Annotated in this window: 13 protein-coding genes; 5 read left to right on the top strand and 8 right to left on the bottom strand. The window is 68.6% G+C overall.

What is annotated here, in order from left to right; genetic code table 11:
* Positions 1–124: 124 nt before the first annotated feature.
* The 6 genes from C493_RS16710 to C493_RS16685 all read right to left on the bottom strand — a co-directional run bounded on the left by C493_RS16710 (position 125) and on the right by C493_RS16685 (position 9,628).
* A complete protein-coding gene (locus tag C493_RS16710; RefSeq protein ID WP_007260659.1) occupies positions 125–1,294 on the bottom strand; it encodes an ion channel in 1,170 nt (389 codons plus the stop codon).
* 140 nt (positions 1,295–1,434) lie between these two features.
* On the bottom strand, positions 1,435–2,679 hold the full coding sequence (locus tag C493_RS16705) for a lactate racemase domain-containing protein (protein WP_007260658.1): 1,245 nt from the start codon (positions 2,677–2,679) through the stop codon (positions 1,435–1,437).
* Between the two features lie 67 nt (positions 2,680–2,746).
* Positions 2,747–3,589, bottom strand: coding sequence for a phosphatase PAP2 family protein (locus tag C493_RS16700; protein ID WP_007260657.1), 843 nt, complete (start codon positions 3,587–3,589; stop codon positions 2,747–2,749).
* Positions 3,590–3,662: 73 nt separating this feature from the next.
* Positions 3,663–6,437 (bottom strand): AAA domain-containing protein, encoded by a 2,775-nt coding sequence (locus tag C493_RS16695; protein WP_007260656.1) that lies wholly within the window; start codon positions 6,435–6,437, stop codon positions 3,663–3,665.
* Positions 6,438–6,504: 67 nt separating this feature from the next.
* Positions 6,505–7,701, bottom strand: a complete 1,197-nt coding sequence (locus tag C493_RS16690; RefSeq protein ID WP_007260655.1) for a carboxylate--amine ligase — start codon at positions 7,699–7,701, stop codon at positions 6,505–6,507.
* Positions 7,694–9,628, bottom strand: coding sequence for an asparagine synthase-related protein (locus tag C493_RS16685; protein ID WP_007260654.1), 1,935 nt, complete (start codon positions 9,626–9,628; stop codon positions 7,694–7,696). Before C493_RS16685 ends, C493_RS16690 begins: the two co-directional genes overlap by 8 nt.
* 598 nt (positions 9,629–10,226) lie before the next feature.
* Between C493_RS16685 and C493_RS16680 the strand changes: the two genes are divergently transcribed.
* On the top strand, positions 10,227–10,802 hold the full coding sequence (locus C493_RS16680; protein WP_007260653.1) for an SPW repeat domain-containing protein: 576 nt from the start codon (positions 10,227–10,229) through the stop codon (positions 10,800–10,802).
* Positions 10,803–10,811: 9 nt separating this feature from the next.
* On the opposite strand, the gene C493_RS16675 is transcribed toward C493_RS16680, so the two are convergent.
* A complete protein-coding gene (locus tag C493_RS16675) occupies positions 10,812–11,081 on the bottom strand; it encodes a hypothetical protein (RefSeq protein WP_007260652.1) in 270 nt (89 codons plus the stop codon).
* 158 nt (positions 11,082–11,239) lie between these two features.
* Between C493_RS16675 and C493_RS16670 the strand changes: the two genes are divergently transcribed.
* Positions 11,240–11,791: a helix-hairpin-helix domain-containing protein gene (locus C493_RS16670; protein ID WP_007260651.1), complete on the top strand. Its 552-nt coding sequence runs from the start codon at positions 11,240–11,242 to the stop codon at positions 11,789–11,791.
* A 99-nt stretch (positions 11,792–11,890) separates the two neighbouring features.
* The gene (locus C493_RS16665; RefSeq protein WP_007260650.1) at positions 11,891–12,973 is read left to right on the top strand and encodes a mechanosensitive ion channel family protein; all 1,083 of its coding nucleotides are present in this window, start codon (positions 11,891–11,893) and stop codon (positions 12,971–12,973) included.
* A 27-nt stretch (positions 12,974–13,000) separates the two neighbouring features.
* Here the strand turns inward: C493_RS16665 and C493_RS16660 are convergent, their stop codons facing one another.
* Complete coding sequence (locus C493_RS16660; protein WP_007260649.1) at positions 13,001–13,831, bottom strand: YgaP-like transmembrane domain; 831 nt, start codon at positions 13,829–13,831, stop codon at positions 13,001–13,003.
* Positions 13,832–13,960: 129 nt separating this feature from the next.
* On the opposite strand from C493_RS16660, the gene C493_RS16655 reads away from it, so the two are divergent.
* Together C493_RS16655 and C493_RS16650 are read left to right on the top strand one after the other, a co-directional pair.
* On the top strand, positions 13,961–14,407 hold the full coding sequence (locus tag C493_RS16655) for a nuclear transport factor 2 family protein (RefSeq protein ID WP_007260648.1): 447 nt from the start codon (positions 13,961–13,963) through the stop codon (positions 14,405–14,407).
* Positions 14,404–14,625 (top strand): hypothetical protein, encoded by a 222-nt coding sequence (locus tag C493_RS16650; RefSeq protein WP_007260647.1) that lies wholly within the window; start codon positions 14,404–14,406, stop codon positions 14,623–14,625. Before C493_RS16655 ends, C493_RS16650 begins: the two co-directional genes overlap by 4 nt.
* Positions 14,626–14,706: the final 81 nt, after the last annotated feature.

Here is a 14,706-nt window from a genome sequence, read left to right as displayed (position 1 = left end):
TCTCGAGGAGGGACACACCCGAATCGGTTCGAACGGGAGCCAACCGGCTGTCGTGTGCCGGGCAACAGAAAGCGGTCACCCGCCTCGAGTGCGCCCCAAAATGCGTCTCGAGCGAGGGCGACCGCTATCCGCGCCGGAAAACGTCCGCTGGGGACGACTGCGCCGCGAATCCGTCCGGATCCAGCAGCGCGTCCGTGGTGACCTCGGCCACCACCGCCTCGGGATCGACGACGGCGTCCGCGCCGTTACGTTCGAACGCTCCGCTCGAGTCGCCGGCGGCCACGGCGACGATCCGGGCGTCGGTCAGCGACCGCGCGGCGGCGACCGCCGCCTCGACGTCGCCCGCGTCGGGTCCGACGAGGACCGCGTCGCACGAGGTCACGCCCGCCCGCTCGAGCGTTCGAGTCGCCGTCGGATCCCCGACGACCTCGTCGGCGCCGTCCGGGAGGCTCGAGGTCGCGCCGTCGCTCGTCACGGCGACGACGGACGCGCGTCGGGCGAGCGATTCGACGATCGAAGCGACGCCCGCGCCGACGCCGAGGACGACGACGTGCGGACCGGAGCCGGCGTCGGTCTCGGCGCTCGAGTCGACCTCGGAGTCGCGAGCGGTCGTCGCTCGGCGCCCGGTTCGCTCGAGGTAGCGTTCGATCGCGGGTCGGACCAAGCTGCCGACGGCCGCGGCGACCGTCGTCGGCCCGAGGGCGACGAGTGAAATAGCGAACAGGCGCGCCGTGTCCGTTGCGGCGTGGACGTCGCCGTAACCGACGGTGCTCGCGGTTACGACGGTGAAGTAGGCCGCGTCGACGACGGTCTCCACGCCGTCGAACTGCGCTCTGAGCGCGAAGGTTCCCGCGGTTCCGTAACAGAAGACGCCGACGATCGCCAGCAGCGCCCCGATCTGGGTCGCGTCGAAGGCCGTCGAGCGTCTGAACCGGTCGCTCGTCGTCACGAGCACGACGAGCCCGCCGACCGAGAGGAGGATCAGCGGCACCGACAGCGTCCGAAACTGAACGATTCCGTGGGCCGCGGACAGACAGACGAAGCCCACGGCGGCGACGTACGCGATCCGGTAGCCTCGCTGCATTCCCCAGGCGGTGACGAGCAGCGCGAAGCCGACGACGGTGCCGCTGAACTCCGCCACCGACTGGACGATTCCGAGGACGCCGTCGGCATCGATCGCCGGGTCGGTGAGAATCGCGACGACGCCGGTCGCGATGGACACGAGCCCGATCGCCGCGACGACCCACACCGCGATTCGACGGCCGTGATGGCGCGGCTGCAGCCAGTCGAGCATGGCGGTACCACACCGCCGGCGGCGGTAAACCCCCTCCCCACCGGCTCACGCGCGTCGGCGCCGACGACGCCCGAAAGAGGGTGAGACGAGGTGGTCCCGCCGACCGCTCCCACCGCGTCACGTCGCACCGCGTCGCGTTTTCAACGGCCGTCGACGAGCAGCGTGTTCAACGCGTCGGGCACGACCAGTACCTCGCTGCCCGCCTCGAGTGCGTCCTCGACCTCGTCTTCGGCGCGCATGAGACACGCTTCGACCACGTCTGGAGCCTCGCTGTTCGTGACGTGGAGTTCGTACTCGCGCAGGACGCGGGCCACGACGAACGCCCGCTGGGCGCCGGGTTCGTACCCCTCGCGCATCTCTCGGTAGAGCGTTTCGGCGTCGGTCGCCTCGCTCAAGCGACGGTGGAAGCGCTGTTCGCCGGTTCCGTCGCCCGCCCCCTCAGGAAGTTCGGCGGGGACGACCAGTCGGCCGCCGTCCCGGAGCGGATCGCGATCGCCGAGCGCGACGTAGGTCGCCCCGCGGGTCGCCTGGTAGAGGTTCGCGTCCTTGGGCGCGCCGACGCCGCAGACGACGGCGTCGAACTCACGGTCGCTCGGCACCGAGACCGAGAGGGCGTCTCGAGCCACCGCGGCGAGTTCGCGGACGACGCGGCGACCGTCGCCCGCGCGGACGCCGAGGACGCCCGCGGGGCCGTAGGTGGGGTTCACCGAAAAGTCGACGCCGGCCAGGTCGCCGGCCGCGTCGAGCGTTTCGCGAAACGGGTTGCCGTCGACGCGACCGAGACGAACGCCGTCGTTGGCGAGCATCTCCGGGCCGTGGGTGTATCGAATGATCGACTCGCTGCCGGCGCCGATGACGACGGTCTTCGCGCCGCCGCTGAAGCCCGCGTACTGGTGGGGTTCGACGACGCCCGTCGAGAGCACCGTATCGGCCTCGGCGACCGGTTCGCCGATTTCGACGGGAACGTCGCGCTCACCCGCGTCGACGGTGCCGACCTCGACGACCGACTCCGGGTCGTGGTTCACCGCCAGTTCCGCGTGCGGGCCGAGCATCGTCTCGATCTCCGCGTCGGTCATCGGGCGGTGGAGTCCGAGGCCGATCACGACCGTCACCTGCTCGCGGGCGACGCCACGGGACGACAGTCGCTCGAGCAGGACGTCGAGCAACACGTCGTCCGGCGCTTTGCGCGTGATATCGGTGACGACGATCGCGACGTCGTCGTCGGGATCGACGCGCTCCGACAGCGCCGGCCCGAGCGGATCGTCGAGCGCGTTCTCGGCGGCCGAACGGACGGCGACCGACTCGCCGCCTGGCGGCTCGGCGACCGTCACCTCGCAGGCGGGCAGGGAGACGTCGATCGTTCCCTCGCCCAGGGGTAGGTTCATGGCGGCGCTTCGGTGTCGACCGAGAAAAGCGTCGGCGGTTCGAGGGGGCGAATCGGCGACGACGACGCTACGACTCCACTCGAGTCCGATCGAGCGCGCTCGAGAGCCGCCCCACGAGTTCGGGCGCGAACACGACCCACGCGACGAACGCGGCGTAGAGCGCGACGAGCAGCGGCGCGAACTCGAGGGCCGTCTCGACGAGCCGAATCGCCGCGACGACGGCGACGCCGGCGACGACGAGCACGGCGGCTTCGAGTCGCGAGCGCGGCGACGGCAGGCGGTCGATCCAGCCCGCGGTGAGCAAGCCGCCGAGCGCCGCGCCGAGTGCGAGGACGTCGTACGCGGCCGTTTCGGGGAGGAAGACGGCCAGTCCGGCAAGGACGGCCGCGATCAGAAAGCCGACGACCGGCGCTCCGCGGGTGAGCCGATTCATCGCAATCACGAACCCGACGCCGAGGGCAGCGCCGACGAGGACGTCGCCCAGGTAGTGGGTGCCGAGGATCACGCGCGACAGCGAGACGGCGACGATCAGCGCTCCCGCGATAGCGACGGCGAGCGGGTCTCGGAGGCGCTCGTACGCGCCGACCAACCCGCCGTAGACGACCATCGCTCCGAAGGCGTGTCCGCTCGGAAAGCCGTCAGCACCGACTTCGGCGGGTGCGAGCAACGCGCTCTCGAGGGAGTGTGGCAGACCCAGCAACGCCTCGAGACTCACGTAAAAGCCGAGCGCCGCGACGCCGTAACTGAGCACGAGCGCGGTCCGGCGTCGGTTGCCGACCCAGAACACCACTGCGAGGATCGTCAGTAACACCGCCGGCTCGGCCAGGCTGGTGACGGCGGCCGCGAGATCGGCCGACTCCGCCGAGGCCGCGTCGCGGATGGCTTCGCTTTCGTCCTCGAAACGGATCACGGATACTGATTTGTCGGTACCGTTAAAAATCGCTCGCCTGTCAACGTTGGATTCGCGGAGACGGCGGTCGCGATCAGGCCTGCGCCCACTCGAGCATCCGTCCGTAGACGGGATCCGAACCCAGCGCCGACGCGTCGCCGACGAGCACGAGCGCGCGTTTCGGCCGGGTCAACGCGACGTTGATCCGCCGGTAGTCCTCGAAGATCGGTCCCTCGAGCGTCCCCGTCGCGGTGAACGAGACCACGATGAGCTCCTGGCTCGAGCCCTGGAAGCGATCGACGGTGTCGACGGCGACGTCGTCGGGGACGTGCGTCGAGATCTCCGACACCTGCGCGCGGAACGGGGCGATGATGCCGATTTCGCTGCGCTCGAGGCCGGCGGCCTCGTAGGTCTCGATCAGGTCGGCGATCTCCGCGGCTTCCTCGCTGTCGGTGTACTGGCCCCCGTCGCCTTCGACGTCGACGAACGCGACCGGATCCCGGAGGGCGGCGGGGAGCGCGTCGCGGGTGACGCCCTCGAGGTCGTCCAGCGTCCGCGCGGCGACCTCGGGTTCGGCGGGCCGGAGCGCTCCGTCGTAGAACTCCCGCGAGGCGAACGCCTGAATGCGCTGGTTCATCCGGTACTGGCGGTCGAGCATGACGCCCGCGTCGGGGTGCAGCTCGATGAGCCGCTCGAACAGCGACTCGGTGAGGTCGTTCTCCGCGCGGACGACCGGCGGCAGTTGCTCGTGGTCGCCGACGAGGACGAACCGGTCGGCGAGGTTGATCGCCGCGTGCGTTCCCGGCTCGGTCAGCTGGGCGGCCTCGTCGACCAGCGCGACGTCGAAAGCCTGCTCTTTCATCACGCGGGAGCCACAGGTCGCCGTCGTGGCCGCCACCACCTGCGCGTTCTGCAGTTCGGCGAGTCGATCCTCGGGGTCGCCCGCGCGCTCGAGGCGGTACGGCTCCATGTCGTCGCGAACGCCGCTCTCGGAGCCGACGCGGACGACGCGGTCGGCGTCGATCTCGCCGCGTTCCTCGAGTTGCTCGAGTACGGCCTCGAGGGCGTTGTCCACGGCGCGGTTCGTAAACGCCGACAGCAGGACGCGCTCGCCGCGCTCGACCATCGCGCGGATGGCGCGGGCGATGGTGTAGGTCTTGCCCGTCCCGGGCGGGCCGTGGATCAGCGCGCAGTCGCGGGCGCCGACGGCCTTCGTGACGGCCTCGTTCTGGGCCGCGTTGTTGTCGATGAACGGCTCCTCGACGGGTTCGAACTCGGGGTCGGTCCGGCCGAACAGCACGTCCTTGCGCCGTTCGTCGCCCTTGAGGAGCGCGTCGTGCAACGCGGCGAGCAGCCGGTCCGTGGTCAGCTCGGAGGGGTAGACGTCGAGTCGCGTGACCTCGACGGGCTCGTCGGCCGTGAGGACGACCTGGTCCTCGTCCAGTCGCTCGATACGGGCGTGTTCCGCGTTTCCGCGGACCGGGTGACCGTCGCTGGCCAGGACGAAATCGCCCTCCCGGATCTTCGAGGTCGCCCCGCTCGTCCGGCGAGCGTGCAGTTCCCAGCGACCTTCGTCGAGCGGGCGCTTCTCGACGAACTCGAGGTCGATCAGCGCGCGGTCGTCGTCGGCCCGTTCGGCGGCGTCTTGCTTCCAGAGCTTGGCGTACTCGCGGTGGACCTCCCGGCGTTCCTCCTCGATCGCCCGGTAGAACCGCTCGAAGTACTCGAGTTCCTCGTCGGGCAGCGCCTGCCCGATCTGGCCGGCCTTGGACTCCTGGTCGAGCCGGCCCGAGACGACCATGCAGGTATCCTGTTCGAAACAGTACTCGCACTTCGCGGAGCCCTCGTACCCCGTCGGAACGTCCCCCTTGATCTCCATCGCGGCGAGTTCGTTGCGCAGCCGAACGACGAACTTCAACAGTCCGTCGCCCATCGTGAACTCCTTGGCCGGCGTGAGGTCGCCGGTTTCCTCGTTTCGATCGAGCGCCGAGTTCTTCGTGTAGAGGAGGGTCCCGAGGTCGACGTCGCCGCCGTGTTCCTCGAGCATGAGCGCGTAGCAGGCGGCCTGGACCTTGTCCTTGAACCGCGGCTCTTTCTTCAGGTTCTTCCCGGTCTTGAGCTCGACCGGCGCGCCCCGCCGGATGGCGTCGGCGCGGCCCCGAATGCCGAACGTCTCGCTGATGAGCAGCTGTTCGGAGCGCCAGCTATCCTCCTCCGTCAGGCGACCCTGCTCGAGCCAGCCCTCGATCGCCCCGGCGTTCTCGCGGACGTCCTCGGCGACGCTCTCGGGCGACTCGCCGAGCAGGCCGAGCTCGAGGCCGCGCTCCTCGACGCGGGCGTCGATGGATTCCTCGAGATCCCGCCCCCGAAGCAGATCGCCGAACACCTCGTGGACGAGGGTCCCCTTCACGACGGGATAGTTAAGCGGCACGCCGGAGAGCTTGTTCAGGTAGTAGAGTCGGGGACACTCGACCCAGTTGCGGATCGCGGTCACGTTCACCAGGAAGGAGGGCTCGACGACGACGTAGGAGTCGCCGGTCGTCGCGTACCGGTCCTCGCCGCGGAACGTCTTTTCGGCGGCGTTCGTGACCAGCAGCTCCATGCCCGGCTCGAGGAGGTCGGCCGACTCGGTCCACTTTCCCCACAGCGTCAGCGTCGTCGTCTCGTGCTCGGCGACGGTCGTCTCGCCGTCGTCGACCGCCGATTCCGACTCGGCGGTACCGCCGTCTCCGGCGAGGGAGTCGTCGGTCGCCGGCCCGTCGTCCGCGTCGTCGCGCTCGCGGTCGAGTCGCACCGGTACCTCGGCGAGTTCGCTCCCGTTGACCGACTTCGTCTCGACCGCGCCCGCCACGGTTCCGCGTACGTACACGACTGATCGTCACGGCCGAGTCCTCAAAAACGCTATCGGTCTCGCGGACGCCCGGCTTCGGGGCGTTTCAGCGCCGTCTGGCCACCGCGTCCTCGAGTTCGGTTCTGACCTGCCGGAGGAGCGGTCGCGGATCGTCCGGGTGGAGGTAGTCGAACGCGGGCGTCGTCGCACACGAACGCAGGATCTCCGCCGCTCGACCCGGCAGCGACGGGCGCTCGACGAACGGCGACGCCTCGCGAGCGACGCTCACCAGGTGCTCGAGTTCGCCGTAGAGGTAGTGCGTGCCGACGCCGGGCTCGTAACCGGGCTCGATTCGGTCGGTCCGGTCGGCGGCCGCCAGCCAGTACCACGCGGGGAAGTCAGCGCCCGCGCGGGTCGCACACGCGAGCGACTGCCACATCCGCGGGTTGATCTCCACGATGCTGAACTCGCCGGTCTCCGCGTCCCGAACGTACTCGATGCAGGCGAGTCCGTGCCACTCGAGTTCGTCGAGGATCGCCCGGCCGGCCGCCTCGAGATCCGGGATCGCGACCGACTCGCGGAAGACGCCGCCGCTTCCGGTGTAGGAGTCGCCGCGAATCTGGCGGTGCTGGAAGGTCGCGAGCGCCTCGCCGCGATCGTACAGCGCCCCGAAGAGGTACTCCTCGCCCTCGACGTACTCCTGGACGATCGGCTCGTGGCCCATCGCCTCGGTGAGCGCGTCGACGTCCGGCGTCTCGCCCGCCGGCACGTGCTCGACGGATTTGGCGATCGTCGAGTCCTCGAACGCGAACTCCTCGAGGTAGGCGTCGGTGAGCAGGTTGTACCGTGACTTGACGATTCGATCCCCGCTCCAGTCGTCGACGTCGCCGAGCAGTTCGGTCGACGGAATCGCCGCGCCCGCACGCTCAGCGGCCTCGGCGAGTCGCTTCCGGTCGTGGACCGAGCGCAGCGTCTCGAGGTCCGGGACGACGACGTCGACGTGGCGTTCGAACTCGTCGGCGTACTTCGCCAGAACGTACGGATCGTGGGGCCGATGGGGAACGATCGTCCGCACGTCCGGGCGAGCGGCGAGTCCCAACAGCGCGTCCCTGTACGCCGGGAGGGCACTCGGCGGCGGGATCAACACCGACTCGTCGCAGTGGCGCGAGGCGGTGACGCTCAGGCGCTCGTCGTCGACCGCGGCGATAGTGTGGACGCCGCGACCGGCGAGCGATCTGACGGTCGCGTACCCGTGGGGGTACCGCGAGGCGGTGACGACGACGGCGTCGCGGTCGCTATTCAACGTCGATCACCTCCGGCTCCGGCTTGCGACACCGACCGAACGGCACGGCCGGGCGACCGCGGCCTCGCGTCGATTCGCGGTCGAGTACGCGCGCCGTCGCGGGCATCGTCAGGACGGTCAACAGCGTGTAGAGTCCGCCGACGTGGTTCTCGCCGCGGCGGTGGGCGCGGTACAGGTCGCACGCCCCCTCGAGGTCGGGACCCGGGAGCGCGTCGACGAGGTCGGCATTCGACTCGAGGACGGCGGGCGCGAACTCGAACGAGCGCAGCAGTTCGGCGTCGTCCAGCCACGGCCCGTCGGTCAGGTACGGCTCCGGCGGCGACCGCGGAGAGAGGTACTTGTCCCAGAGCTCCGTCGCGTGTTCGCCGGCGTAGGACGCCGGAAACGATCGCGAGAGCGACACGCCGGTGCTCGCGTGGGGGATCGCGGCCAGTTCGGGCGCCAGCCGCTCGACCGCCCGGTCGACGAGATTGCGGCGGAGGCGGTACCGGATCGGCATCGACAGCGAGAGGTCGACGAGCCGGTTGTCGAGAAACGGCGACCGGTAGGGAAGCGTCCGCCGGAGGGCCCCGTGAAACCGCAGGTCGTCGTCGTTCGAGAGCGGGTAGCAGTCGCCGTAGTAGACGAGTTCGTCGAGCGAGTCGTAGGCGACGCCGTGGTGGACGATCCGGCCGCCGTCGCGGCGGATGTTCGACTCGAGCACCGTCCGGAGGTCGGTCGGCATCTCGAGGTCGTCGTGGGCCCGCTCGAGCAGCAAGTCGACGTAGTCGTCGATCGTCTCGACCGATCGCTCGACGGGCAGCGTCACCGAACCCAGCGGGCCGAGCGACGCCGTCGGCGACGGGATCGGGTATCCGCCGAACAGCGAATCCGCGTACAGTCCCGAGAGGAGTCCGTCGACCCGAGCGGTGATCGCGTCTTCGAACCCGCTCGTGTACGGCTGCGTGAACCAGCCGTTGAACGAGTCCGCCCACCGGTTGCGCTCGAGCGCACCGATCCGGTAGTCGGCGCCGCGCTCGAGCAGTTCGAACTCGACGCCGGTCTCGAACGCGACCCGTTCGGCGATGCGGGCCTCGCGGTTCATCCAGTCGTTCATGTGGAACGCCGTCGCGTCCTCGAGGCCGGCCAGCACGAGCCTGGAGTCGCTGCCGCCGGAGAGCAACACGCCGTACTCGTTCTCGTCGCGGGTCCACTCGTCGACGACGGTGCGGAATCGACGCACGAACTCGTCGACGAACCGGTCGAACGACGCGTCGCGAGGTCGGTACTGCGGTCGCCAGTACCGATCGGTCGTCGACTCGCCGCCGGCCAGCGGGATCGTGGTGACCGTCCCGGGCCCGAACGTCTCGATTCCCTCGAACGGCGTTTTGACCCCGAACGTCCGGCGGAACGCGAGATACTCGTGTAGGTACGCCGGGGAGAACGCGGTGTCGACGGCCGGGTGGAACGGGAGCAACTGCACGTTCGTCGCGAAGACGATCGTGTCGTCGTCCGGTCGCGCCCAGTAGAGGGGGACCGTCCCGAGCCGGTCGGTACAGAGCGCGACCAGCTCGCGCTCCTCGTCGTACAGAAGGAGCGCGAAGTTCCCGTTGAGGTCGCCGACGAAGTCGAGGTCGTCGGACTCGTAGCGCGACAGACAGTACCGTGCGGGATCGACCGACGCGGGACGCGGCTCGTACGCGCCGTCGTCGCCGGTCGCGTCGGTGGCACCGTAGACGTCGCCGATCACCCAGCACCGAACCGCGCCGTCGTCTGACCCACGGGTTCGACTCGAGTTCGAGTTCGAGGAGCGGTGCACGCGCGGGGTCGCCGAGATTGCCACGTCGTCGCTCGCGTACTCCACGCCGACGCCCGGCGACGTCCACTCGTCGAGCGCGTCCGCTGCCGAAGCGCCGTCGGTGCGGATCACACCGCGCGTGGAACTCATCCGCCCCCACCTCCGCGTCGGGACGCCGTCTGCCTGTCGCGTGACCCAATCATCGTGGTCGAACGGCGTCTCCGGAGGACGTTTATTATACTCGGGGTAGCGTGTTGCCGCCAGCCGAACGCACCAGTTTCGATCGGTTCAAAATCGATCGCGGAGGAACCATCTCGGTCGAGTACGACCGGAGTGCGGATTCTGCCACGTGGCGGCGATACGACCCGGACGTCGTCCGTCGCGGGCGATCGTATCGACGGCGAACTCGAGGAGAGGGAGACGATTTCGCAATTCGAAACCGTTCGCAACCGTTTCTTTATAAGTTGATTCGGTAGCGGCGTCAGCAAACCGCACTACGGCGCCGTGATCGACGATGGAGCGACCAGTCCGATGGCGTCACGTTCGAGGTGGATCGGCGGTTGGTACACCGGCCCAATCGGCGGACCGCGGCGGACGAACTGGACGAGCGCGTCGACGAAAACGATCGGACCTGCCGAACAGACCCCCGTTTGCGCCGCGGTAACGACCGATTACTCGAGTCCGTCCGCCGTTCCGAGTGGAACAGTCGTCGACGTTTTTGCCCGTCGCGGGCGGATAATCGAGCACAATGAGTGACTCGAACCGGGACGACCGCGACCCGGAGACGGCGAGTGGGACCGAAACGGGACCCGACGGCGAGGAGCGAGTCAACGCCCCGTCCGACGACGTCGACTCCGGCACCGGCGTCGGAGATCGGGACGACCCCGGTCGGGACCCGCGAGACGACGCGACCAAGGTCGCAAACGAAGAGCGACGACGGAAAGTGTCGGTCATCAGCGGTGTCATCGCCGTCATCGGCGCGTGGGTCGCCCTGTCAGTGATCGGCCTCTACGACGTCTCGGCCGCGGCGTTCTGGAACAACGTCCTCGTCGGCGGCGTCGTCTTCGTCGCCGCCGGCTACAACTACTACCGAGTCACCAACGACATCCCGCTCAGCGTCGGCGTCTCGGGACTGATCGCGCTGCTCGGGATCTGGCTGATCGTCGCGCCCGCCGTACTCGAGATGCCGGCGGGCGCGGGGCTGGCCGACAGTCCGTTCTGGAGCACGCTCGGCTCCGGGCTGCTCATCGCGGCGCTGGCCGGGTACAACGCCTACGACGCCCGCGAGGCACAGCGGGTCGCGACCGACACTACGGGGGCGTAGTCGCGCCCGTTACCGCAGCGAATCCGCATCCGGCGAGGATTCGAGGTCGGCCTCGAGTCGCTGGAGTCGGTGCTCGGCGGCGTGGTGTCGCATCGCCACGACGGCGAAGCCGAGCATGACGAGTGCGAAGCCAACGGCGACGACGGGTGAGATACCGTTGACGTAGCTGTTGCCGAGCTGGCCGAGTGCGAGCACTAGCGGACCGAACGCCAGCAGCGAACTCTTCGCCGGGGTCGCGAGAAACAGTTCGACGAGCGAGAGCGTATTACGGACGGACATTATCAAACGTCGGTTACCATCTCTGGTGAGAGCGCCATCGTATTCCTTTTGGTTCGCGTCCCGTTAGCCGGTGAGACTGTCGTCTATCTCGATCAGTTGCGGCGGCGACGTTCGTCGCGACCGATACGTTCATTCCGTCCGCGTCGCTACTGTCACCTATGCGGATTCGCGAGTGGCAGGACGTACTCGAGGACGTCACCGACCGAAACGTCGACCCGGAGGGCTGGCGCGCGGTCGCCGGGGACCGCGCCGGCGGCGTCGGCGAGGACATGTACCTCGCGCATCCGGCCGCCGGCGTCTTCTTCCTGAAAACGTACGCGAAGAACCCCTTCGAGGTCCGCGGCGTCGGCGGCCGAGTCGCCCGTCACCTCGACGACGAGATCGGGTCGTTTCTCCCCCGTGAGGAGGCCGGCGGCCGCTTTGCCGTCCAGTCGCCGCCGGAAGACGAAGACCACGCGGAGACGGTCTCGAAACGGCTACAGACGGTTCTCGAGACGCACGCGGACGCGCCGACGCGCCCGCAGGACCTGTTCGACGACGTGATGGATGCCGTCGAGAGTCCCGCGTTCGGCCCGATGGAGTACGATCAGTACGACCGGCCCGACGAACTCGACGAACTCGCCGATCGCTTCGAGGAGGCCGACGAGCTCATGAACGCCGAACTCGAGGACCTGATCGAGACCGACGAAGTCGATCGGGGTTTCATGTAGGCGACCCCGAACTAGAGCCCGCGACGGCGCCGCTCGACTGGTCGAGACCCGGCGACCGCCACGTCGACCTTTTCTTGTCGCCTCGAAAAACCAACCGTCGTGGCGTCGATACCACTGCCGGCAGGACTCGCCATCGAACGGATCGAGGGAGCGATCGTCGGCGATATTCTCGAGTTCATCGACGTTGCGTGGCTGTTCGCCATCATCGCGGTGATCGTCGCCTGGTTCGGGTCGCGGCTCCTGGCCGAGCGGCTCCGACCGCGACTCGAGGAACGGGTGCTCCGGCCGTCGACGGCCAATGCGGTTCTGCTGGCCGCCCGGATCGCCGTCGTCCTCTACGCGTTCGTTCCGATCGCCGGGTTACTCGGATTCCGACCGCAGAATATCGTTCTCTCGTTTACGGTCATCTCGCTCGTCCTCGGCGCAGTATTGGCACCGGTCGGACGAAGCTACGTTAGCGGGCTGTTCATCATGTTCAACCGTCCCTACGAGGTCGGGGACATGATCGAACTCGTCGAGCGGGAGGAACGAGGGTACGTCGAGGACATCACGATGGGGTACACGAGAGTGTTCACGCTCGAGAACTCCTTTCTCGTGATTCCCAACGAGACGATGCGCGAACGCGACGTGCGCAACCTCTCGGCGGAGGACGAGCGCAGTCGACTCACAGTGGCGGTCTGTATCACCTACGAGAGCGACCTCGATCGAGCCTGCGAACTGCTTCAGGAGGCCGCGAAGGACGTCGACGGCGTCATTTCCGGCGGACCGGCGATATCCGTCGGTCGCTCGAAGTTCCCCGCGGCGCCGACGCCTTTCGTTCGGGAGTTCTGCGATCGCGGAATCCTGATCGAACTGAAATGCTGGCTCGAAGAACCGTATCTGTCCCTGAAGGCGCGGTCAGCGATCCATCGAAACGCGTGGACCGCCCTCGAGGCGGCCGACGAGACCGTCGAAATCGCCTATCCGCACACCCACCACGTCTTCGACGAGACGAGCGGGCGCGCGCGAATCGACGTCGACGCGCTCGGAGACGAGTTGCGACAACCGAGTTCGTCCGATGCCGAACGAGACAGTCGGTCGGATCGACCGGATCGGTCGGCTACCGTCGCCGACCGTCCGCACGAACGCAGCCCGAGCGCCGGCTGGTCGCTCGGCGATGTGGACGACGAGCGGTCCGAGTAAGCAGTCCGGTCGAATCGGGACGGGCGTTCAGAGCAGGTCCCCCGTCCCGCGAGCGGACGGATTCTTCTCGATCGTCGGAATCTCGCCCGTCTCGGCGAGGCTCTTGAACCGGCCGAGCATCTCGCCCGCGAGCGTGGCCGGAACGATTCCCAGCCGCTGCATCGTCGCGTCGCCGAACGCGCCGCCCGGCGGGTCGTAATCGAGTCGGAACGTGACCGTCGTGCCGCGGTCGCCGGTCGCCTCCTCGAACTGGATCGTCGCCGCGTAGGGGATCGGCGCTCCATCGAGGGTCTCCCAGCGGAGGTACTCGCCGGGCGACGCGTCGACGAGTTCCGTCTCCCACTCGAGTCGCCGACCGAACGGCCCGTCGACGCGCCAGCGGTGACGGGTGGCGTCTTCGGACCGACCGGCTGTCGCCGCCGAGACGTCGGCGAAGTCGCCGACCAGCCGCGTCAGCCGATCGGGATCCTGCCAGTACGACTCGAGGTCCCCGCGGTCGCCGGTGACGGTGACCGAGCGCTCGATCGCCGGACCGCGGACGGCGCCGGCCGAATCCGGGCGTTCGTGGCCGGCGACGGTCTCGTCCTCGAGCAGGCGATACAGCCGACTACGGCCGGTGATGCCCCGGTAGACTAGGCCGGCGCCGACGGCCGCGGTCGCCAGTCCGCCGATCGAACCCCGTCTGATTCCACGAGCGGCGAGCGCGCTGCCGGCGATAACCGACGCCGCGCGTTCGACTCGGCCGACGTTCCGACTCGAGTCCTCGACGTGCTGGCCGTACTCGAGCGGCGCTTGCTCGGCTCCGGCAGTTCCCGGTCCCCGTTGCTCGTCGGTCGCCGCGGAGTCGTGTCCGGACATGCGTCTCTCGGGAGTACTCCCGACGACCGGCTCATTGGAAGTTCACGCTGCACCTGCAACGCGCGCCGTGGCGCGGACGCCTGCGTCTGCGTCCGGTGGGTCTTTGCCGTCGGCCTCCGAATTCGGCCCATGAGCGACCGCGCCGAATCCGTCGTCCGTGACTACTACGACGCGCTTTGCGAGGGCGACCCGCTCGCGCCGTACTTCCTCGAGGGCGATTCGACCGTGAAGTTCGGGCTCAGCGAGGGACTGTTCGGCTACGCCGACGTCGCCGCCGCGCTGAAAGACCAGACCGAGTCGACGGCGAACTGGTCCGTCGAGAGCGGCCACCTCGTCGTCGACGAGCGCGAGGCGTTCGCGACGTTCGCAGACGAGGTGACGATGGCCTGGACCGACGCCGAAACGGGCGAAAATCGGCGGTTCGAGACGCGCTGGAGCGGGACGCTCGTCCGTCGTGAGCCGGACGGACGGAGCGATGATAGCGGGGGGAACGACGGAAGCGACACGGACGGTGACGATACCGTGCCAGCCTGGCGGTTCGCGGCGATGCACGTCAGTACGGCCGACGAACTATGAGACGCGGCGATCGCGATCCCGGCCGACGTCGGTCCTCGAGCTCGCTGACGAATCCGTCTGACAGGCTCAAGATCGCCTTCGTCGCGCTCGTCGGCCTCTCGGGCGGGATGATGGCGTTGCAGGGTGGGGCATCGCTACAGGTGATCGGCGCGATGGTTCTCGGCGGCGTCGTCGTCGGCGGCGCGCTGTTGTGGTATCTGCTGTGGATCCTCGGGTGAGCCGCGACTGCAAACGGCGATCCGTCGTCCGTTGATCGATACCGTCACGCACAGCTATCGTCACAATACCCACAGCGGTCG

Source organism: Natronolimnohabitans innermongolicus JCM 12255, assembly GCF_000337215.1.
Classification (GTDB): domain Archaea; phylum Halobacteriota; class Halobacteria; order Halobacteriales; family Natrialbaceae; genus Natronolimnohabitans; species Natronolimnohabitans innermongolicus.
Note: the sequence above shows the minus strand (reverse complement) of the source record. Positions and strands in the feature narration are given on the sequence as shown.